This is a genomic window from Paenibacillus sp. FSL H8-0537, assembly GCF_038051995.1.
Lineage (GTDB): Bacteria > Bacillota > Bacilli > Paenibacillales > Paenibacillaceae > Pristimantibacillus.
The window spans coordinates 6,129,139-6,149,866 of the sequence record NZ_CP150290.1 but is presented as its reverse complement, the minus strand read 5'-3'; the positions used below and the strand labels follow the sequence as shown (position 1 = coordinate 6,149,866).

At 46.0% G+C, this 20,728-nt stretch carries 16 protein-coding genes; 13 read left to right on the top strand and 3 right to left on the bottom strand.

Annotated features, from left to right (window positions below; genetic code table 11):
* Nucleotides 1-89: 89 nt before the first annotated feature.
* Both MHB80_RS25945 and MHB80_RS25940 read right to left on the bottom strand, forming a co-directional pair.
* Complete coding sequence (locus MHB80_RS25945) at nt 90-1,475, bottom strand: MmgE/PrpD family protein (protein ID WP_341279667.1); 1,386 nt, start codon at nt 1,473-1,475, stop codon at nt 90-92.
* A gap of 146 nt (nt 1,476-1,621) precedes the next feature.
* Nucleotides 1,622-2,596 carry a LysR family transcriptional regulator gene (locus MHB80_RS25940; RefSeq protein ID WP_341279666.1) on the bottom strand — a complete coding sequence of 325 codons (975 nt, stop codon included), beginning with the start codon at nt 2,594-2,596 and terminating at the stop codon, nt 1,622-1,624.
* 257 nt (nt 2,597-2,853) lie between these two features.
* Here MHB80_RS25940 and MHB80_RS25935 point away from each other — a divergent pair, with 257 nt between their 5' ends.
* From MHB80_RS25935 to MHB80_RS25905, 7 genes are all read left to right on the top strand, one after another.
* Nucleotides 2,854-3,411 (top strand): DJ-1 family glyoxalase III, encoded by a 558-nt coding sequence (locus MHB80_RS25935; RefSeq protein ID WP_341279665.1) that lies wholly within the window; start codon nt 2,854-2,856, stop codon nt 3,409-3,411.
* A gap of 15 nt (nt 3,412-3,426) precedes the next feature.
* On the top strand, nt 3,427-3,978 hold the full coding sequence (locus MHB80_RS25930) for a DJ-1 family glyoxalase III (protein WP_341279664.1): 552 nt from the start codon (nt 3,427-3,429) through the stop codon (nt 3,976-3,978).
* Nucleotides 3,979-4,149: 171 nt separating this feature from the next.
* Entirely contained in the window at nt 4,150-6,075 is a 1,926-nt protein-coding gene (locus tag MHB80_RS25925; RefSeq protein WP_341279663.1) for a beta-glucoside-specific PTS transporter subunit IIABC, read from the top strand.
* Nucleotides 6,068-7,483, top strand: a complete 1,416-nt coding sequence (locus MHB80_RS25920; protein WP_341279662.1) for a 6-phospho-beta-glucosidase — start codon at nt 6,068-6,070, stop codon at nt 7,481-7,483. Before MHB80_RS25925 ends, MHB80_RS25920 begins: the two co-directional genes overlap by 8 nt.
* Before the next feature lie 44 nt (nt 7,484-7,527).
* The gene (locus MHB80_RS25915) at nt 7,528-7,800 is read left to right on the top strand and encodes an HPr family phosphocarrier protein (RefSeq protein WP_341279661.1); all 273 of its coding nucleotides are present in this window, start codon (nt 7,528-7,530) and stop codon (nt 7,798-7,800) included.
* Entirely contained in the window at nt 7,793-9,520 is a 1,728-nt protein-coding gene (ptsP, locus tag MHB80_RS25910) for a phosphoenolpyruvate--protein phosphotransferase (RefSeq protein WP_341279660.1), read from the top strand. The genes MHB80_RS25915 and ptsP overlap by 8 nt, the downstream gene beginning before the upstream one ends.
* A gap of 180 nt (nt 9,521-9,700) precedes the next feature.
* A complete protein-coding gene (locus MHB80_RS25905) occupies nt 9,701-10,366 on the top strand; it encodes an oxidoreductase (RefSeq protein WP_341279659.1) in 666 nt (221 codons plus the stop codon).
* Nucleotides 10,367-10,444: 78 nt separating this feature from the next.
* Here the strand turns inward: MHB80_RS25905 and MHB80_RS25900 are convergent, their stop codons facing one another.
* The gene (locus tag MHB80_RS25900) at nt 10,445-11,398 is read right to left on the bottom strand and encodes an HD-GYP domain-containing protein (protein ID WP_341279658.1); all 954 of its coding nucleotides are present in this window, start codon (nt 11,396-11,398) and stop codon (nt 10,445-10,447) included.
* A 414-nt stretch (nt 11,399-11,812) separates the two neighbouring features.
* On the opposite strand from MHB80_RS25900, the gene MHB80_RS25895 reads away from it, so the two are divergent.
* The 6 genes from MHB80_RS25895 (at nt 11,813) to MHB80_RS25870 (ending at nt 20,696) form a co-directional block, all read left to right on the top strand.
* Nucleotides 11,813-13,378 carry a response regulator gene (locus MHB80_RS25895; RefSeq protein ID WP_341279657.1) on the top strand — a complete coding sequence of 522 codons (1,566 nt, stop codon included), beginning with the start codon at nt 11,813-11,815 and terminating at the stop codon, nt 13,376-13,378.
* Between the two features lie 3 nt (nt 13,379-13,381).
* Nucleotides 13,382-15,112: a sensor histidine kinase gene (locus MHB80_RS25890; protein ID WP_341279656.1), complete on the top strand. Its 1,731-nt coding sequence runs from the start codon at nt 13,382-13,384 to the stop codon at nt 15,110-15,112.
* A 125-nt stretch (nt 15,113-15,237) separates the two neighbouring features.
* Nucleotides 15,238-16,944 carry an extracellular solute-binding protein gene (locus MHB80_RS25885; RefSeq protein WP_341279655.1) on the top strand — a complete coding sequence of 569 codons (1,707 nt, stop codon included), beginning with the start codon at nt 15,238-15,240 and terminating at the stop codon, nt 16,942-16,944.
* Nucleotides 16,945-16,994: 50 nt separating this feature from the next.
* On the top strand, nt 16,995-17,954 hold the full coding sequence (locus MHB80_RS25880) for an ABC transporter permease subunit (protein ID WP_341283081.1): 960 nt from the start codon (nt 16,995-16,997) through the stop codon (nt 17,952-17,954).
* Nucleotides 17,955-17,969: 15 nt separating this feature from the next.
* Nucleotides 17,970-18,890: a carbohydrate ABC transporter permease gene (locus MHB80_RS25875; RefSeq protein WP_341279654.1), complete on the top strand. Its 921-nt coding sequence runs from the start codon at nt 17,970-17,972 to the stop codon at nt 18,888-18,890.
* Between the two features lie 66 nt (nt 18,891-18,956).
* The gene (locus tag MHB80_RS25870; protein WP_341279653.1) at nt 18,957-20,696 is read left to right on the top strand and encodes a carbohydrate-binding protein; all 1,740 of its coding nucleotides are present in this window, start codon (nt 18,957-18,959) and stop codon (nt 20,694-20,696) included.
* Nucleotides 20,697-20,728: the final 32 nt, after the last annotated feature.

Sequence of the window (20,728 nt, the reverse complement as noted above, 5' to 3'; positions counted from 1 at the left end):
TCGCCCTAAAATGATCAGGGGTGAAGCCATTCGCTTTTAAGAGAGAGGCTTTTTCTCACGAGACTAGCCAAACCAGTAAACAAATCATTTTAAAATCGGAATAACCTGTTGATATCATTAAAATTTTCAAGATTTCTCAGAAAATCAAATCGTTCCTCTTTTGTTTTACCAGCAGGCGTTTCTTCAACTAAATGGTTAAATTTAACTTTCAACATCTCCCAGCCAAATGGCGTTTCGACATCCCCTAAAGGCACAGGAACCCATCTTTCATAGGTTTCTCCTTCACAAGTTTCTAGGATGACTTTAGCTGCGCAAAAATGCGTAGGGTTTCCGGCTAAGTACGCCTGTACCTCATCATCCTTTGAAACGGTTATTTTACCAACCAACTCTTGAACTTCAGGATCGGTGAAGCTGTTGTATATGAGGTCCTCCGAGTCCATTCGGCCATATTTTAATGCGACTGCCGATGTGAATTGTGTACTTGCCTGCGCGCCGACGGCTGTCTTGGGATTCGGATTGGACAGGCGAAAGATAAACGAGGATGTTCTTATATCGATTGATTTGATCTTCGCTGGCGATAGGGCATAGCTTTCTCTCAAGTCGAGCATCGCATCCAAAATGGCATGTAGCCCTCGCTGACAAGCATGGCGTTTGAAATAAATGCTTGTTACTTTGAAATTTTTTCCAAGATCACTTGCTACATGGGTTAGATCACAATGACCACTTGTTCCCGTAAACGCTTGGAAAAATCCGTATTTTCCTTCAAGCGCAGCATCAGGCCCGGTAAAGCCGCAGGCAGCAAGCCTTACCGCCCTCATACCGGTTAATGCACCCCATCCGTTGCACATGATTTTTCCGGATGTCCCATCATTTTGATATTCGATTAATCCCCCTGTAAATAAGGAGGAAATACCCATGGCATGCTTTGTTTGTACAGCATCAGCACCAGTCATTTTCGACATTAACGCTGCTGCTGCAACAGCACCGCAAACGCCAGTAGCATCAAAGCCTCTTTCACGGTACATAAAAGGATTGATAGCTTCGCCAAGGCGAGCGTAAACATCATAAGCTGCTACAATGGCCGTGATCATTTCTTTGCCATTCCTTTTGTGCAAATGAGCCATCGTAAGCAGCAACGGTACGAGAATTGAACCGGGATGTCCCATCGCATGCCGATAGCCATCATCCAAATCTGCGCAGCGTGCCATCATGGCATGTACAAAAACAGCCGTATCAGAACCTGTGAAGGTATCTTCCTCACCGAGTAAAGGGACTAATTCTTCGTTTTTCACCTCGGTATCTGCTAATTTTGCATAGTCCATAATAAGCTTGCTTTCTTTGCAGTAACGGCCAAATACCATGTTTCCATATGCATCCAAGATGACCTGCTTCCCTACTTCAATGGCTCTTTCGGATAAATCCTCATATCTAAGATTTGCTGCGTAATTGGATAATTCATCAATTAAAAGGTTCATAACCTGCCCCCATCATTCTTTACTGCTGATATTAACGGAATATGCCTCGATATCAAGCACATCTTATTTGCAATGCAGCAACTTTTATTTGCGATTAGGGGAGGGTCTTTCTCAACAAGCAGCTTTCCCATGAGCAGAAGCACAAACTATATGTTTCCTTGTAGTTCATGTGAAAAATGAGCGATGGGGCTGCAAAATCGTTTAATAATATTTTTCAAGTCCTGTGTATAGGCTGGAAATATTTTGTTTTTGTTATATATCAGAGCAAGCGGATTGACCGATGTAAAGTTTGCAATGGGGAATACATTCAAATAGGAATATTTTTTGGACTGATTTAATTGATTGACTCCAGACAAGTACATCGTTAAGCAAAAACTGGCTGCATAATCCTCAGCGCATAACAGGTGATGGATGTCAGGCTGGGTCAACTCATTAATGCAGTTCAAAGAGATCCCACATTCAGATAGATGCCTATCTAGGAGAATACGGGAATTGAAATTTTTCTCATTCAGAACGAAGGGGACATGTTGAAATAAACGTAAATCGGCCCCCTTCGCAAAGGTCTCTTTACACGCGGGAAAGTCATTTGGGAAATACTGCTTTAATAAGTTGTCAGAAATAACAAGGTACATATGCTCATTTAGGATCGTTTCGTATTTTAATTGCTGAGAAGCCAGGTTGCTTACACCAGACAAAAATAAATCAAGTGAGTGATTTAGCACCATTTTCTGCATCTGCGGTGAGGTTGTGCGGTGAATCGTTAATTCCACCTTCGGATAAAGGCTATGAAATTCCTTTAATAACTTAGGAACCAAAATCGGATAGCGCCCTTCCGTTATTCCGAGATGAATGGTGCCTGTTCTGTCCTCTTTCAAATCGCTAAGCTGATTTTCTAGATTTTGCTCCGAGAGCTCAATTTGGCGCAGCGTATCCAGCATGATTTTGCCGGCGGCTGTTAATACAAATTTAGGTTTTCGCTCAAAAAAAGAAACATCATATCTTTGTTCCAGTCCCTTCAAATATTTGCTTAAGCATTGATGGGAGATAAACAGCCGTTTGGCTGCATTTGATATGTTCAGCTCTTCAGATAAAACTAGAAAATACTTGTAGTTGTTTATCATAAAAAACCTCCGTCATGTAATAGCCATATAATCTGCTGTGAAGATGTTTGCAACTTATTATTACATATACAAAATGTAAATGTGATTCTCAGTTGCGTGTAATCCATGTTAAGGTATGGTTGCGTTAAAAGCAAATGAGGATTTATGCTGCACAACCGACGATGTTCAAGGCGTCGGTCCGAAAATAGGACAAATTAAGAATAAGCAAAGTGGCAGAGAATAAGGCCCAGCTTACCAAGAAGCAGGAGGGTGTGAATGTGAGTAAAGTCGCAGTGATGTTGGCGGAAGGATTTGAAGAAAGCGAAACTTTAACGATTGTAGACATTTTAAGACGAGCCAGAATAGAGTGCCATTTAATTAGCATTGCAGGTGAACGCGTTCGCGGCGCTCATGACATCGTAGTCAAGGCGGATGCAATCATCAGTGACGATGTAAAAAACTACGATATGATTGTGCTGCCAGGCGGTTTGCAAGGAGCTACACGGCTGCGGGATGATGACCGAGTGATCAGACTGCTGCAGGAGATGAATCAGGCTGGAAAGTTTGTGAGTGCAATGTGTGCAGCGCCAATTGCTTTAGGAAAAGCAGGAGTGCTCGATGGGAAAAAATTCACAGCCTATGTAGGCTACGATCAAAAGATCGAAACAAGCGGCACCTTTAAGGAAGATGTTGTAGTGGTGGATGGTAATTTAGTCACCAGCCGCGGGCCTGCAACGACCTATGCATTTGCTTATAAATTGGTAGACGTGCTTGGCGGAGACAGCCTGGCGGTGAAAAATCGGATGGTGTATTTTAATTCCTTTAATGCAGAATAGGAGGGACGTATAAGCATGGGTAAAATAGCAGTGTTGATGGCAGAGGGGTATGAAGAAGGCGAGACATTAACGATCGTAGATATTTTGAGAAGAGCGGGCCTGACATGCGACACCTTTTATTTTGGAGATAAGCTGGTCAAAGGGATGCATGGCATTTATGTAGAGGGCGACAAACCCTTTGGCGAAGAAGTGAAGAGCTACGACATGGTTGTGCTGCCTGGCGGACGTCCAGGGGGGCAGAACCTGCGCGAAAATCCGGAAGTTATCAAGATGGTCCAATATTTTAATGAGCATCAAAAATATATAGGCGCTATGTGCTCTGGTACAGTCGTGTTATCCGAAGCCAAGGTCATTGACGGCAAACAGGTAACAGGTTATACGTGCTACGCAGAAAAGCTGATCGGCGGCATTTTCAAAGATGAAGTTGTTGTAGCTGATCAAAATCTGGTTACAAGCCAAGGACCGGCGACACCGTATCCGTTTGCCTATAAAATCGCCGAAATATTTGGCAAAGATACGTCTGGCTTGCGTGAGAAAATGTTATATCATTTGGCCGGCGGCAAATAAAAAAACTTGCCGTGAAGCTCGGCAGGCGTGGATGCGGGAAGGATCGGGCAGGAGCCCGATCCTGAATCTCCCCTATGATGATCTGCGCTGTAGGCTGCTTAGACTAGCATTTTCTTTGTTATTCACTCAGCAAGGTAAAGAGATAGAACAGACAGATGAGGGGGAAACAGCTTGAAAACGGAGGATTTAGCCAAGCAAATATTAGATCAAGTAGGGGAAAGCAATATCACCTACCTAACGCATTGTGCTACCCGATTGAGGTTTAACGTAAAGGATGAAGCTTCCGTTGACTTGAAAGCGCTTGATCGATTGGAAGGCGTTCTTAAAGCGCAATTCAGAAGCGGTCAGCTGCAAATTATCATCGGGGCAAAAGTAAAAGCCGTATTCGATGCTCTCAGCGAGATGATCGATTTAGATAAGAGCGACATCGAAGTGAAAGAAGTAAAGCAGAAGAAAAATGTGATCTCCAGAATTGTGGAAACGGTTGCTGGCATATTCGGCCCAGTTATCCCCGTGCTCATCGGTTGCGGAATGGTCAAGTCCGTGCTGGCTATACTTACTAGCATGGGCTTGATCGAAACAACAAGTGGCGCTTACCAGGTATTTAACTTAATTAGCGATTTGATTTTTTACTTCTTTCCGTTCTTCCTTGCGGTCAGTGCAGCTAAGAAGTTTAAAACCAGTGAGTATCTAGCGGTTGCTTTAGCAGGAGCCTACATGTACCCAACCCTCTTGGAAGGGGCGGCCAACGTAGCGAAAACAGGGGTCACCAGCTTAGACTTTTTTGGGCTTCCGCTTTTATTAGTCAATTACAAATCGACGATTATTCCAATCATCATCTCAGTTTGGATCATGAGCTATGTGTATCGTTTTATTGATAAACGGATACCGGACTTGTTCAAAATCTTGTTTGTCCCGATGCTTGTTTTGTTTATTATGGTTCCCCTTGGCTTAATTGCGATCGGACCTTTCGGCACCTATGTGGGGAGCAGCATCGCCAAAATCGTCACGTACCTCTATACGGCGAACGGCGTAATTGGTTCGTTCCTGTTCGGCACATTCAGGCCTGTGCTCATCATATTTGGGATGCATTATTCAATTACGCCAATTAACAGCCAACTGATTGCAGAGTATGGTTATTCCGTCATATCGCCAGCAAATTTAACGGGCAATCTGGCTCAAGCTGGAGCATGCTTTGGCGTGTTTTTCCTGTTGAAAAATAAAGCAAAAAAATCGGGCGCCTTATCAAGCGGCTTGACCGGATTATTCGGAATTACAGAGCCCGCTATATTCGGTTATAACCTGAAGTATAAAAAGCCTTTTATCGTGGCAATGGTATCTGGAGGTATTGGGGCTGCCTATGTGAACTTCTGGGGCGGTGGAGCAACGGCATTGATTTTGCCGGGATTATTGGCGCTGCCGACTTACATTGCAGACAGCTATATTCATATTTTAATTGGCGTTGCGATCAGTATCACGCTTGCTTTGGTCGGAGTCCTAATCTGGGGCATTGATGAGGAAGACATGCCGGAGGCGGTAGCGGTAAGCGCTGGAGCAGCTGGCAATGCAGCAGTTAAAGAACAGCCTTCCACTGCCAAGAAAACAAGGGATGCAGCAAGCGGCTTAGCACGAGAAATCATCATAAATTCGCCTTTGAACGGAAAGGTGAAAAGCATCGCTGAAATCGATGATCCTATATTTGCGCTTGGCGCCGGTGCTGCAATCGAATCAGACGATGGAAAAGTGTATGCTCCATTTGACGGCTCGGTCATGTCCTTATTCCGTACCCACCATGCGATCGGCTTGCTGTCCAAGGATGGGGTGGAAATGCTCATTCACGTTGGCATAGACACCGTCAAATTAAAAGGCCAACATTTCACGGCGCATGTGAAGCAAGGTCAGCTAATCAAACAGGGAGACCTGCTTCTTGAATACGATAAAGAAGCTATTCGAGCTGCGGGCTATGATACGGTAGTACCGGTCATTATCTCTAACACGAATGAATACAAGAGCGTTGTTCAAGTAGCCGCGAAGCAGGTGGCAATAAGCGAAGCATTGCTAGCGATTGATGCTCAAAGGAAGGATACGGATGAGTAGATTATCGGACGATTTTTTATGGGGCGGCGCAGTTGCCGCGAATCAGGTAGAGGGCGGATGGAATAAAGGCGGCAAAGGTGTCAGTGTCAGCGATGTGATGACGGCTGCTGCCCATGGGGTGGAACGGGAAGTCACGGATGGCGTGCTGCCGGATCGCTATTATCCCAATCATGAAGCCAGCGACTTTTATTCGAACTATAAAGAAGATATTAAGTTATTTCATGAGATGGGCTTTCGGTGCTTTCGAACCAGTATCGCATGGACCAGAGTTTTTCCGAATGGAGATGAGGAGGAGCCGAATGAGGAAGGGCTGATGTTTTACGATGAAATGTTTGATACCTGCCTTGAATATGGCATTCAACCAGTCATTACAATATCCCATTTTGAAATGCCCTATCATCTCGTCACGAAATACGGCGGCTGGAGAAATCGCAAGCTGATTGATTTTTATTTGAATTATTGCCAAGCCGTATTTACCCGGTATAAGGACAAGGTTAAATATTGGATGACCTTCAATGAGATCAATATGATTGTCCGCAAGCCTTGGAAGCCTGGCGGCATTCAAATCGCTGAAGGCGAGAACAAGCTCCAGACCATGTACCAGGCAGCTCATTATATGCTGGTGGCTAGTGCAAGGGCTGTAAAGCTTGGCAAGGAAATTAATCCGGCGTTTGTCATTGGAGGCATGTTTCTTCATCCAACATCCTATGCGGCGACCGCAAGTCCGGACGATGTTCTGGCAAGCGTAAAGAAGCTTCAGGAAGCCTACATGTTTTTGGATGTTCATGTACGCGGCAAGTACGCTAATTCATATTATCATTTTCTGGAAAGAAATGAATTAATCATTGAAACACAGCCAGAAGATGCGCTTATCTTGCAAGAGGGAACGATTGATTTTATTGGCTTCAGCTACTACTCTAGCTCTGTCGCCATTGCGAATCCGGCAACTCAGAATAAGAGCGAGGGCAATGAGATTAGCGGCTACAAAAATTCTCTTCTTCCAGCCAGTGAGTGGGGATGGCAAATTGATCCCGTCGGTCTTCGTATTACGCTGAACTGGCTGTACGATAAGTATCAAATCCCGCTGTTTATTGTAGAGAATGGTTTGGGCGCGGTAGATACGGTCGAAGAGGATGGCAGAATTCGCGATGATTACCGTATTGAGTATTTTAGAAGACACGTAGAAGAAATGAAAAAAGCGGTGCTGGAGGATGGCGTAGAACTACTTGGATACACGCCTTGGGGCTGTATCGATCTGGTTAGTGCCGGAACCGGTGAGATGAAAAAAAGGTACGGTTTTATTTATGTCGATAAAGATAACGATGGCAAAGGAACCTTGCAAAGATATAAAAAGGACTCCTTCTATTGGTATCAGGAATGTATTAGAAGCAATGGAGAAACGATATAGAACTTGCATTGACAACTTGCAACTACAAATAGGAGCTGGTAGAGATGAATAAAACATTTATGGTATTAAGCGAAGATGGTATCCATGCACGGCCGGCGACAGCCATTGTGAATATGGCGAGTAATTTTAAAGCCGAGATTTTTGCTGAAGCGGATGGACGCAAGGTAACCTTGAAATCCATTCTTGGCGTTCTTTCGCTTGACCTGAGCACGAATGATGTAGTCACCTTCATTGCAGAAGGAGAAGATGCAGCCGAAGCGCTTGAGGCGATCGAGGGAATATTCCAGAAGGAAGGCCTGGGTATTCTTTATGATTAACATAGAAGGTATAGCGGCTTCGGCAGGCATTGCTATTGCAAAGGCATTCGTTATCGAACAGCCGAATTTGCAGGCGGAGAAATGGACGATTGATGATGCAGATGGCGAAATGTTCAGATTTCACGAGGCTTTGGCACAATCGATTGTGGACGTGCAGGCTCTGAAGCAGCGGACGCTGGAGCAATTAGGCGAGGAGAAGGCGGAAATTTTCGAATCCCATCTGCTCGTACTGAACGATCCCGAGCTCATTGGACCGATCGAGCGTCTCATTCGAGAGGAGCAGGTCAATGCCGAGCATGCTCTTCAAGAAACAACAAAGTTCTTCATCGCTATGTTCGAGAATATGCAGAGTGCTTATTTAAGGGAACGCGCGTCAGATATGCGGGATGTTAGCAAGCGAGTGCTGGGGCATCTTTTGAAAGTAAAGGCTGAAAATTTGGGCTCCATTCTGGACGAAGTTGTTCTGGTGGCTGAGGATCTGACGCCATCGGATACAGCACAGCTAAACCGGAATTATGTGTTGGGATTCATAACCAACATCGGAGGGAGGACCACTCATTCAGCTATTATGGCTCGATCACTTGAAATTCCCGCGGTTGTAGGGACGAAAGGGGCAGCGCTTCAAATTCGCAGCGGCGATCTGCTGATTCTTGACGGGCTGGAAGGAATCGTAATCATCAACCCGGATGAGCAAACCGTCGAGCAATACCGTATCAAGCAAGGGCAGTATGAAGAGCAGCGTAATGAATGGGCCAAGCTGAAAAATAAGCCTACCGTGACTGCAGATGGTCATCATGTGGAGCTGGCGGCGAACATTGGCACCCCTGCGGACGTTTCCGCTGTCCTCTCAAACGGAGGCGAAGCGGTGGGGCTGTACCGGACAGAATTTCTGTATATGAGCCGGGACAGCATGCCATCGGAGAATGAACAGTTTAATGCCTACAAGGCTGTATTGGAGAAAATGGATGGCAAGCCAGTGGTCGTTCGAACCCTGGACATCGGGGGAGATAAAGAGCTTTCGTATTTAGAGCTTCCTAAAGAAATGAACCCATTCTTAGGCTTCCGGGCTATCCGTTTATGTCTGGAGCACCAGGATATTTTCCGTACCCAGCTCCGTGCGCTGCTTCGCTCCAGTAGGTATGGAAATTTACGGATCATGTTCCCGATGATTTCAACATTGGATGAGTTCCGTCAAGCCAAAGAAATGATGCTGGAGGAAAAAAGTAAGCTGGAGGCTGAAAATATTCAAGTTTCAGACCAGATACAGGTCGGCATAATGGTGGAGATTCCATCTACCGCTATACTTTCTGATCGCTTCGCCAAAGAGGTAGACTTTTTCAGCATCGGCACCAACGATCTGATTCAATATACGATGGCTGCTGACCGAATGAACGAACGGATCTCATATTTGTATCAGCCGCTTAACCCTGCCATATTGCGCTTGGTCAAAATGGTAATCGACGCTGCTCATTCACAAGGGAAATGGGTGGGCATGTGTGGAGAAATGGCGGGTGATGCGGCAGCCATTCCGCTGCTTGTAGGTCTTGGTCTCGATGAATTCAGCATGAGTGCCGCTTCGATCCTGCCTGCTCGCAGCCAAATATCCAAATTGTCGTACGAAGCTATGAATGTTTTTGCCGAAGAAGCTCTAGCTTGCAATACTGCATATGAGGTTGCAGAACTCATAGAGAAGAAGATCCAGCCGCTGCTTCTCAAATAAGCCCTGACTCATCTATAGAGACCATCTCCTGGTAGATAAAACTACTGTCGAGATGGTCTCTTTTCGCGTAGGCAATTGAAAACAGGGATGCACTATATTAAACTCTTCTAAAGTGGAGTCAAATATTGCGAACGATTAAATCTTCAGTTGATAATAGCGTTTTTTACAGGAGGCAGCCAAATGAACAGAACAGCTGTAGTGGCGGGAGCCACAGGCTTAATTGGCAAGGAGTTGGTTCAATTGTTGCTTAACGATGCAGCATACAAGGCCGTAACGATTTTTGTTCGGCGGCCAACGGGCATGGAGCATCCAAAGCTCGTGGAGCAAATCATCGACTTCGAGCAATTGCAGCAAGCGAGTGTGCAGATGGACGGTGCAGATGTGTTTTGCACACTCGGTACGACAATCAAGAAGGCCGGGAGTCAGGATGCTTTTCGGAAAGTAGACTATCAATACCCGCTATCGCTCGGACAATTGGCGAGCAGGCAAGGAGCAAGGCAGCTATTGCTTGTATCTGCAATCGGGGCAAATCCATCATCGCGAGCCTTCTATAATCGTGTGAAGGGGGAAGTGGAAGAAGCGCTGAGCAGCCTCAAGCTTCCGGCTTTGCATATACTCCGTCCTTCGCTGCTGCTTGGCGAGCGGGAGGAATTTCGGTTCGGGGAACGAATCGCCGCATCGCTGTCGGGCTTGCTTTCCCCACTGTTTTCGGGGCCGCTCAGGAAATATGCTCCTGTGCAGGCCAGTGCTGTTGCCAAAACGATGATTTCTGCAGCGAAAAGCAATCAAGCAGGCATTCATATTCATGAGAATGAGCATATCGTAAAGCTAAAGCAGGAAAAATAAAACAGCTGCGGTCTAGGACGTTATTTTCAGGTCCGAGGCTGCAGCTGTTTCTTTATTCCAAGGTTGCTCTATGGTTGGCTAAGCAGAATACTTGGATAATAATTGAGGTCCTTCACGCTGCCAGATGTTCATAAAGGCTTTGACTACGTCAGGATCAAATTGTGTTCCTGCATTTTTTCGAATTTCCTCTATCGCGAACTCAACATCGAGCTCTCCTCTATATACCCTCTTGGAGGTCATGGCATCGAACGTATCAGCAACAGCCATAATTCTAGCTGCTATTGGAATTTCGGTATGTCCAATACGGCTCGGGTAGCCGCGTCCGTCAAATCTTTCATGATGATGAAGAATCATATCCAGAATGCCGGACCGTTTAAGATGGGAGATATGACTTAGCATCTCATAACCCGTATTAGGATGCTCCTTAATAATTTCAAACTCTCCGTCCGTCAACCTAGATGGTTTGAGGAGAATATGCTCAGGCACGCCGATTTTCCCAATGTCATGAAGGATGCCGCCAATATAAATGCGTTCGCACGCTAGCTTGGACAGATTCATTTCTTCGGCGATTTTCCTCGAGTAATAAGCCACGTTATCCGAGTGGTCGGCTGTATAATGATCTCTTGAATCCAAGGCTTTAGCTAATGTAAAGGTGAGCTGAAGCATATTTTGCTTCTGTCTATTGTAATACAAAATCATAAACGAAATAGAAGAGGAGGTTAAAAAATACGTAAGGACTAAGGTGAAGACTCTCAAGAGAAACTCATCCTGAAGGAAAACGGCTGGCTGCCGCTCCAAATAAACTCTAAAGAAAACGATAAGAACGACGAGCACGCTTCGAATCCAAGCTTCCTTCCAGAAAGAAAGGCCTACCAGTAAGCTAAGCATTAAATAAGCAAACTGGAACAATATGTAATTCTCGAAGCGGAAGTCTGCCGCAATAACAGCAAGAAATGCGATTCCGAATAAGAAGCGGCTTGTATATTTACTAAGAATAAAGGTTTCCGCTTGGTGAGCGATGTAATTTTTCATAGGACTGAGAACCTCTGCAATCATTCAATTTATTTCTAAATTATGTATTTAGCTGTAGAGAATTATATCACATTCTAAAGCTCAGCCTCTATATAGAATTATTAATATTACATGAAGGCTAACCATCTATATGTCTATCTGTATCTATCGGGATTATGTTAATAAGTTGGGAAGTACGCAAAGGTTCAGGTCCACGTAACTATTAAATTTTTATTTGGATAAAATATGTAAATGTGTTAACATGAGTAATCAAGCAGTATTTTTGCTGCCCCATTAAAGCCCCCCAAATCAGCGTATATTCGCAAAGATTCCTTTGGGCTTTATTATCATTCTAATAATATGATAGCGCTTACATAACTAAGGCAAGGTAACTAATCACGAGAGCTTTTATTTTAATGAAGAAAGGGAAAATGGATGATGCTCAAAATAGTGCTGGCAGACGATGAGGTATTTGTTCGGAAAGGACTGATCGAGCTAATCCCATGGGAAGAAATGAAGTTCACAATAGTCGGTGAGGCGAATAATGGCAAGGAAGCGCTGGAAATGATTAAGGACCTGGAGCCAGATTTAGTCATTACCGACATTCGCATGCCGCTCGTGGATGGACTTGATCTGATTCGAAGTGTAAAGGAGCATAGCCAGCTTGACCCGTTTTTCATTATTATCAGCGGCTATAATGATTTTAATTATGCACAGCAGGCTCTACGCTACGGGGTACACGACTATATTATGAAGCCCATTGACGAAGAGGAAATGACGGCGGCTTTACGGAAGCTGACCTACAGCATTATAGAAAAAAAGAAGGCTTTGCTGTCCGGAGACAAGCAGCAAGGCAACCCTATTCTAGAAGCGTTGATGCAGGGGGCTTTAGGCAAGAAGGAGGCAGAGCCATATTCCGCAATGCTAGGCATGCCGGAGGGTGCAAGCCTGATGTATGTGTTGGTTGACGTGTACGCCGCTCCGCAGGAACAGCTGGCGGACATTAAGATGTTTCAGGAAGCGCTGCACGCTATTGAGTGTAGAGAAGGAGATGTTCCTGTCATCGAGCTGCAGCCGGGCAAGTTTGGGCTCCTGTTAAACGTGGACCGGCTGCATACGAGAGAGGGGGGGATTGGGCCCGCTTTGGAAAAGCTACGCATAGCCCTTTCCCATCGCCTGAGCTGTGACATCGGCATGTATGTGGGCAATGCCGTCGATCATATTGCCGAGCTTCGCCATTCCTATCTGGAGGCTAGCGAGGCAGCCCGGCATAAATATGCTGAACGCGGTGTGATATGGTACGCAAAAATTAAGGATCTGCCACTGTATGTTTTTGATATTAGTCCAGACCTTTCAAATAGGCTGGTTTTGCAGCTGGAGGAGGGCAGCCGGGAGGCATACTGTCAAACGGCGGCGGACATGTTCCGCCTGTTCCGTGAGCAACGTTTCACCCCGCAGGCTGTAACGGGGTCGCTCTCCCGATGCATTACCGGAATTATAGCCGTCATTAAGGAGATGGACGGCAGCGAGGAGGAGGTTGGGTGGTTAAAGGAGCTGGCCGAACGGGAGCATGGCAATTGGAGCCTACAGCTGCTGGAGGAGCATTTCATGCTGGCGCTTACGGAAGCGGAGGACTACATTGCCTTGCTTCGTCAGGAGTGGTCCAAGGGCAGCATCAAGCAGATTAAAAACTATATTGACGCCCATTATAGCGAAAATATCAGTCTCAAATCCATCGCGGCAATGTTTTATATGAATGCCTTGTATCTGGGCCGGCTTTTTCGCAAAAGCTATGGGGTTTATTTCAATGAATATTTGCTGGAGCTGCGGGTCAAGGAAGCCAAAAAGCTGCTTCGGCAAACTGACCTGCGCATGTACCAAATCGCCGCCAGAGTCGGCTTTCAGAATGCGGATTATTTTGTCGCCCAGTTCGAGAAGCGAGAGAAGCTGTCGCCGACAGAATACCGAAACATACTGAACGCCAAGGAGCTGGGAGGCTGAACGATGATTAAATTCAATTTGAACTACATGAAGCTGCGCGACAAGCTGCTGCTCATGTACATACTATCCGTATTTATCCCTATCGTTGTCACTAACGTGGTTTTTTATAATGTGACTACCGTTAATATTCGCAGCCAAAAAACCCGTGATGCCGACATGGCCTTAAACAATCTCAAAAACGATCTGCGCGTAACGTTTGACCAAGGCGTTGGTTTGTCCTATTCCCTCTATGCCGATCCCATCTTTAACAAAACAGTTGCAAGGCATTTTGCCACTCAGCTGGATTACATTGAGACTTATCATTCTTATCTGAGCGGGGCGTTTTCCGATCAAAACGTGCAGGGTGTCCGCTGGTATCAGGTGTATACAGATAATCCCACCGTTTTGTCCTCGGGCTACATTGACCACCTGAACGAAGCGGTTCGGCAATCCGACTGGTATATCCAGTCTAAGTCCTCTTCTGCTCCTTATCCAGCTTTTGTTTATGCCGACAAGAAGCTCAGCCTCATTCAACAGTTAAATAACTACCATACCGGAGGTATTGAGCAACTGGTAAAAATTGATTTGAACATGGATTTGCTCGCCCAAAAATTCGGAAACAGTGCTTTTGGCGGCAAGGTTTATTTGGTTGACCCTGAGGGACGGGTGTGCTTTGGCTATGAACAGGTAGGAGAATGGCAGCAGGCAAATGTTCGGTTTGAGGACATTGCGCTTCCTAAAAACTCACATTTGTTTGAGGCTTCTTTTGATGGCATTAGTTATTTGGAGGGGTGGACGCTCCAGGGCGTGATGAATGAGGCAGTCTTCCTTACAGAGGTCCGCGATTCGCGGTTCATTGTCATTTGGCTCGCTTGCATTAATTTTGTGCTGCCCTCCATTATTATCGCTGTGATGTCGAGATCTCTGCATGTACGGCTGGTGAAGATTCTCATGCATATGAAGAAGGTGAAAACGCAAACCTTTCAGACGATTCCTCACGAAGAGGCGAGAGATGAAATCGGCCAGCTAACGGTGGAATTCAATCAAATGATGGGAACGATCAAGAACTTGATTAATGAGGTTTATATTGCGGATATCCAAAAGAAGGATTTGGAGCTGAAGCAGCAGCAGGCGCAGCTTCATGCCTTGCACAGCCAGATCAATCCCCACTTCCTGTTTAACGCTCTGGAATCTGTCCGAATGAGGAGCGTCATCAAGGGAGAGCGGGAAACGGCAAAAATCATTCATCATATGTCCCAAATGTTCCGCCAGTCTATCTCTTGGAGTCGGAAGCATGTGCTGGTGCGTGAGGAGCTTGAGCTGATAGACAGCTTTCTGGAAATACAGCAATACCGCTTTGGGGGGAAGCTGGACTATAGCATTGTAGCAGATCCGTCAGCGCTTAACCGCCGAATTCCTAAGATGGTTATTTTGCCGTTTGTGGAGAATGCCAGTATCCATGGAATCGAATCGAGTCCCGACAAAGGAATCATTACGATCTCTGTTACCGAGCGGGAGAACCAGCTTTATATCAGATTATACGATAATGGTATCGGCATGTCTCAGGCCAAGCTGGATGAGCTGTTTCATTATTTGGAGGAAAATGATGATATAGGCGAGCGGGTTGGCATGAAAAATGCTTATTACCGTCTAAAGCTGTGTTACCAGGATCGCTTTGACTTCTCCATCCATGCCAGTGAAGGGATGGGAACGCATATCGAAATCGTTCTGCCGTTGGAAACCGAGGAGTTGTAATAGTTGGGAAAGAATGGGTATGCTTTTCGAAGAAAAAGGTATGGTTTGTAGGGTAATCAAGAAAACGCTTTCTTGATATATTGAAAGGGCTTACAACTTTGCGGTTGGAAGGGGAATTTGTTGAAATGTACAAAAGCAAGGCGGTAATTGCTGGCTTGATTATTTTATTAGCAGCGATGTTCGGAGGGTGCAGTAAGGCGGATAACGTTACGCCTAACAGCGCCTCTAGCAGCAAATCCACATCCGATGCTTCCACAGCAAGCGGAGAGGAGAACCCGCCCGTAACTTTTTCATACTATCATTTTTCGACAGGCAAGAAGGACACCTTGGCGAGTGAAACGGCCATCGGCAAAGAATTGCAGAAACAAACCGGTGTCGACTGGAAGCTGGAATATGTCGTGGGCGACAGCGTAACCAAGGCTGGAGTCATGATTGCCAGCGGCGATTATCCAGATGTGATCAGCTCTAGTGGCGAAATGGCGAAGCTGATGGACGCAGGAGCCTACATTCCGCTCGATGATCTGATTGAGGAGTACGGGCCTAACATCAAACGCGTGTACGGAGCTTACTTCGATAAAATGCGACAGGAGGACGGGAAAATTTATACGTTGCCGTATACCGCCAATCAGGGCGAGTATCTCGGTGGCCCCAATATTGGCGGAGGAGCCTTCTGGATCCAGCGTTCGGTGCTGAAGGCATTCGACTATCCGAAGATCAAAACCTTGGACGAATATTTTGCTCTAATCAAGCAATACAGGGAGAAGCATCCGACAATTGATGGCGCGGATACGATAGGGTTCGTTTCCCTGGCCGGCGTCGCAAATAACTTCTTTACGCTGCAAAACCCTGCTATGCATCTTGCGGGCTATCCTAACGACGGCCGTGTTATTGTCGATATGGAAACCCATGAGGCCGAGGTTGTAGCCGGAACCGACTATCAGAGGAGATGGATTCAGAAGCTGAACGAAGTGAACGCGGAAAAACTGTTTGATCCGGAATCCTTTACCATGAACAAGGATCAATATTTGGCCAAATTGACCTCAGGGCGTGTGCTTGGCTACTTTAACTACGCATGGCAGGCAGGGGATGCTTCCAAAAATCTATTGGCGGCTGGCATTGACGAGAAACGTTATGCTCCGCTTCCCCTTGTATTCGACAAAGACATCAAAGATCAGTATGTGGACCCGCCAGGCTTTGTCGCCAATTATGGGGTCGGCATTTCCATCAAAGCCAAGGATCCCATTCGTATTATTAAATACTTCGATACTTTGCTGAAGGAAGAAAATCAAATCCTCGTACAGTGGGGGATCAAGGACCAAACCTACAGTGTAGATGACCATGGCCGCTTTTATTACGCAAGCGATGAACAGCGCAAATACCATGATGATCTGGAGCTCAGCCGTACTTTTGGCTTCACCTACTTCGAAACAGACTGGCCGCGTTACGGCGTGGAGTCCACTTTATCAGACGGCAATGCCTTTAGCCCCGGCAATCAGCCCGAGCTAGCCTATGCCTCGTTTACCGATGGCGATAAAACGATTCTGAACGCATATGGTGTCGATACGTTCAGCGAGATGTTTTCAAAGCCAGAAGCACGTCCATGGTTCCCCGCATGGTCCATCGCGCTGGAGCAAGGCTCCCCGGAGCAAATTTTTACGATGAAGTCGGATGATGTGCAGCGCAAATATTTGCCTGCTCTGGTCATGGCATGGCCGCCTGATTTCGACAAGCTGTGGGAGGAGTATATCGGCGAGCTGAACAAGCTGGACAAGAAGACCTATGAGAATACGATAACCAAGGTGATAAAGAATCGCGTTGCAGGCAAATGGTGAGCAGGGCTTAAGCAGGGGGCTGGAAGGAGTCATATCAAGTGGGGAAACTGATGAATACGATGGATGCAGCACTAGGCACCGATAGAACAGAAATAAATAAAATAAAGCTGTTTTATCATCGTCTTATTCAGCAGAAAACGCTCGCGTTTATGTGTATTCCATTCGTCATTTGGGCTTTTATTTTCAAATATTTACCGCTTTGGGGCTGGACGATGGCCTTTCAAAACTACAAGCCGGCAAAATCCTTCGGGGAACAGAAATGGGTGGCCTGGCATCACTTCAACCTCCTATTCGCTGACAGCACCTTCTATCGTGTGCTGCGCAATACTCTAGTAATGAGCTCCATCAAATTAGTACTAGGTTTCGTTACAGCGATTACGTTGGCTCTTCTACTGAATGAGCTGAAAAACATCATTTTTAAACGGTTCGTTCAGACCGTCAGCTATTTACCGCACTTTATTTCATGGGTAGTAGCTTCAAGCATCGTTCTGACGGTTTTATCTCCGGATGGCATCCTTAATTTGCTGCTGCTGAAGCTCAAGCTCATAGATAGTGCAGTCCTATGGATGGGCAAAGGAGAATATTTCTGGGGAATCCTCGGGGCGACCGAGGTTTGGAAGGAGGTGGGCTGGAGCACGATTATTTATTTGGCCGCCATTAGTGCTATCGATCCTTCCCAATATGAAGCGGCTGAAATAGATGGAGCGGGCAGGCTCCAGCGCATGGTTAGCATAACGCTTCCCGGCATGAAGCCCGTTATCATTATTTTGCTAATCATGAACATGGGCAACATTCTTGAAGCTGGTTTTGAGCCGCAATATTTGCTGGGCAATGGGATGAACATGGATTACTCGGAGAACCTCGACCTATTCGTGCTGAAGTATGGCATGGGAATGGGCAACTTTTCCTTAGGAACGGCGGCTGGCATTTTTAAAACGGTAGTCAGCTTCATCTTCCTTTTCTCCGCCAATTCGATTGCTAAGAAAATGGGAGAAAGCAGATTGTTTTAAAAGGGGAACTACACGATGCAAAAAGCCAAAATGTCCCGCTTGCCCAGAGCAGGCTTTGGGGATCTCGTGTTTGACAGCTGCAACATTATCTTTATGATAGCGCTGATGGTCGTCACCATTTACCCGTTTGTCCATATGATGGCCGTTTCCTTTAATGATGCTGACGACGCCATTAGGGGCGGGATATATTTGTGGCCACGGGAATGGACGCTGGATAATTACAAGTATATTTTTGGAGAATCCGATGTTTATCACGCTACTCTCATATCGGCACTGCGTACGGTTATTGGAACGGTTGTGGCCGTATTTTGCACAGCGATGCTCTCCTATACCGTCAGCCGGCAGGGATTTGTTCTGCGCAAGTTTGTCACGATGTTTTTCGTGTTTACGATGTATTTCAGTGGAGGCTTGATTCCTAGTTATTTGCTTATTCGGGATTTAGGCTTGATTAACTCCTTCTGGGTTTATATTGTTCCGGGTGTAATTGGGGTGTTCAACATGATCGTCATCCGTTCCTTCATTGAAGGCCTGCCGGAAGGCATTCTGGAATCGGCCCGAATCGACGGTGCAGGAGAATTCACCACATTCGTCCGCGTCGTATTGCCGCTGACCGTGCCCGTGATGGCGACCGTGTCGCTGTTTGTAGCGGTAGGGCAGTGGAATTCCTGGTTTGATGTGTTTCTATACAATTCCTCCACTCTTAAATTAAGCACGCTGCAGTACGAGTTGATGAAAATTTTGCAAACATCCACTACGGCAGCCACGGCAACGGCCGGAGATATTTATCAAGCTGCGGGCGACAGCGGAGCGATGGTGACGCCAACTTCAATCCGGGCTACGATGACGATCATTGCCAGCGTTCCCATTTTGATGGTATATCCGTTCCTGCAAAAATATTTTATCCAAGGGATGACCCTCGGCGGCGTTAAGGGCTAAAGCATACGAATAACGACTGCATGAGTGAAAGCTAAAGGGATAGATGAGAAGGGAGGTGGTTGGCGGTTGTTGAAGCAGCCGGAGAAGCATATAGGAAAAAACTACTATTCTAAGGAGATGAAAGAAATGATCTCAAGATTGAAAAAAACAATGTTTGTATTATTGGCATGTTTAACGGCGCTTCCGTTAGTATTAACCGTGCCAGGTCCACCTAAGGTTTCAGCAGCAAGTGATGCAGTTATTAATTTATCGGCAGAAAAACAATTAATCAAAGGCTTTGGCGGCATTAACCACCCGGCTTGGATTGGGGATTTGACAGCATCCCAAAGAGATACGGCATTTGGCAATGGACAAAATCAGCTGGGCTTTTCGGTATTAAGAATCTTTGTAGACGGTGACAGCAATAATTGGTCCAAAGAAGTGCCGACTGCAAAACGTGCGATAGAGCAAGGTGCACTCGTCTTCGCTTCGCCATGGAATCCTCCAGCTAGTATGATCGAGACCTTCAATAAAAATGGTGATACTTCAGCGAAACGACTTAAATACGATAAATACGCTGCGTATGCCCAGCATCTTAATGATTTTGTCACTTACATGAAAAATAACGGTGTGAACCTTTATGCGATTTCGGTTCAAAATGAGCCTGATTACGCTCATGACTGGACATGGTGGACGCCACAAGAGATGCTTCGCTTTATGAAAGAAAATGCGGGCTCCATTCAAAATGCGAAGGTCATGGCACCGGAGTCATTTCAATACCTGAAAAATATGTCAGACCCGATTTTGAATGATCCGCAAGCTCTTGCCAATATGGATATTCTTGGTGCTCATCTTTATGGTACAAGCGTTAGCAATTTCGCATACCCGCTGTTCAAACAAAAAGGAGCGGGCAAAGAGCTCTGGATGACGGAAGTATACTATCCAAATAGTAACAACAACTCGGCGGATCTCTGGCCTGAGGCATTGGATGTATCCCATCATATTCACAATGCGATGGTTGAAGGCGATTTCCAAGCCTATGTATGGTGGTATATCCGCAGACAATACGGCCCGATGAAAGAGGACGGCACGATCAGCAAACGCGGCTATAACATGGCTCATTTCTCCAAATTTGTTCGTCCAGGCTATGTAAGGGTTGATGCAACTAAGACCCCTGAAACAAATGTCCACGTCTCTGCTTATAAAGGTAACAACAAGGTCGTTATTGTAGCCATTAATAGAAGCACCTCGGCCGTCAATCAAAAATTTGTTTTGCAAAACGGCAATGCATCGACGGTATCTTCATGGGTAACAGACAGCACTAGAAATCTTGCAGCTGGATCGTCGATTAATGTGTCGGCAGGTTCCTTTACAGGCCAGCTTCCAGCACAAAGTGTTACAACCTTTGTAGCTGAATTGGGTGGCGGTGGAAACAACAACAGCGGAACTACTTATGAAGCCGAGTCGGGAACAACCTTGACGAGCTCCGCAGTAGAAGCCATAAATTCAGGCTACAGCGGCAGCGGCTATGTCAACTTTAATGCTACAACTGATGCAGCCATTCAGTGGGGCAGCATCTATGCTTCCGTTGCAGGAACTAAAAATGTGAAGTTCCGTTATGCGCTGGAGTCAGGGACAAGAAATCTGGACGTTTATGTTAACGGGACGAAAGTGATCAGCAATGCAGCTTTTGCAGCGACTGGCAGCTGGACAAGCTGGGGTGAGAAAACGCTTCAGGTTGCCATGAATAGCGGAAACAATACTTTAAGAGTGGTTACGACGGGTACAGAGGGACCGAATATAGATAATATCAACGTTTCAGCCTAGTAGCAGGACAGCTGTAGGAATGGTTGTTTGTG

Excerpts from the sequence above, each read along its gene's own strand:
- MHB80_RS25945 (WP_341279667.1), bottom strand. The coding sequence starts at position 1,475 with ATGAACCTTTTAATTGATGAATTATCCAATTACGCAGCAAATCTTAGA.
- MHB80_RS25940 (WP_341279666.1), bottom strand. The coding sequence starts at position 2,596 with ATGATAAACAACTACAAGTATTTTCTAGTTTTATCTGAAGAGCTGAAC.
- MHB80_RS25930 (WP_341279664.1), top strand. The coding sequence starts at position 3,427 with ATGGGTAAAATAGCAGTGTTGATGGCAGAGGGGTATGAAGAAGGCGAG.
- MHB80_RS25920 (WP_341279662.1), top strand. The coding sequence starts at position 6,068 with ATGAGTAGATTATCGGACGATTTTTTATGGGGCGGCGCAGTTGCCGCG.
- MHB80_RS25915 (WP_341279661.1), top strand. The coding sequence starts at position 7,528 with ATGAATAAAACATTTATGGTATTAAGCGAAGATGGTATCCATGCACGG.
- ptsP (WP_341279660.1), top strand. The coding sequence starts at position 7,793 with ATGATTAACATAGAAGGTATAGCGGCTTCGGCAGGCATTGCTATTGCA.
- MHB80_RS25905 (WP_341279659.1), top strand. The coding sequence starts at position 9,701 with ATGAACAGAACAGCTGTAGTGGCGGGAGCCACAGGCTTAATTGGCAAG.
- MHB80_RS25900 (WP_341279658.1), bottom strand. The coding sequence starts at position 11,398 with ATGAAAAATTACATCGCTCACCAAGCGGAAACCTTTATTCTTAGTAAA.
- MHB80_RS25895 (WP_341279657.1), top strand. The coding sequence starts at position 11,813 with ATGATGCTCAAAATAGTGCTGGCAGACGATGAGGTATTTGTTCGGAAA.
- MHB80_RS25890 (WP_341279656.1), top strand. The coding sequence starts at position 13,382 with ATGATTAAATTCAATTTGAACTACATGAAGCTGCGCGACAAGCTGCTG.
- MHB80_RS25885 (WP_341279655.1), top strand. The coding sequence starts at position 15,238 with ATGTACAAAAGCAAGGCGGTAATTGCTGGCTTGATTATTTTATTAGCA.
- MHB80_RS25880 (WP_341283081.1), top strand. The coding sequence starts at position 16,995 with ATGAATACGATGGATGCAGCACTAGGCACCGATAGAACAGAAATAAAT.
- MHB80_RS25875 (WP_341279654.1), top strand. The coding sequence starts at position 17,970 with ATGCAAAAAGCCAAAATGTCCCGCTTGCCCAGAGCAGGCTTTGGGGAT.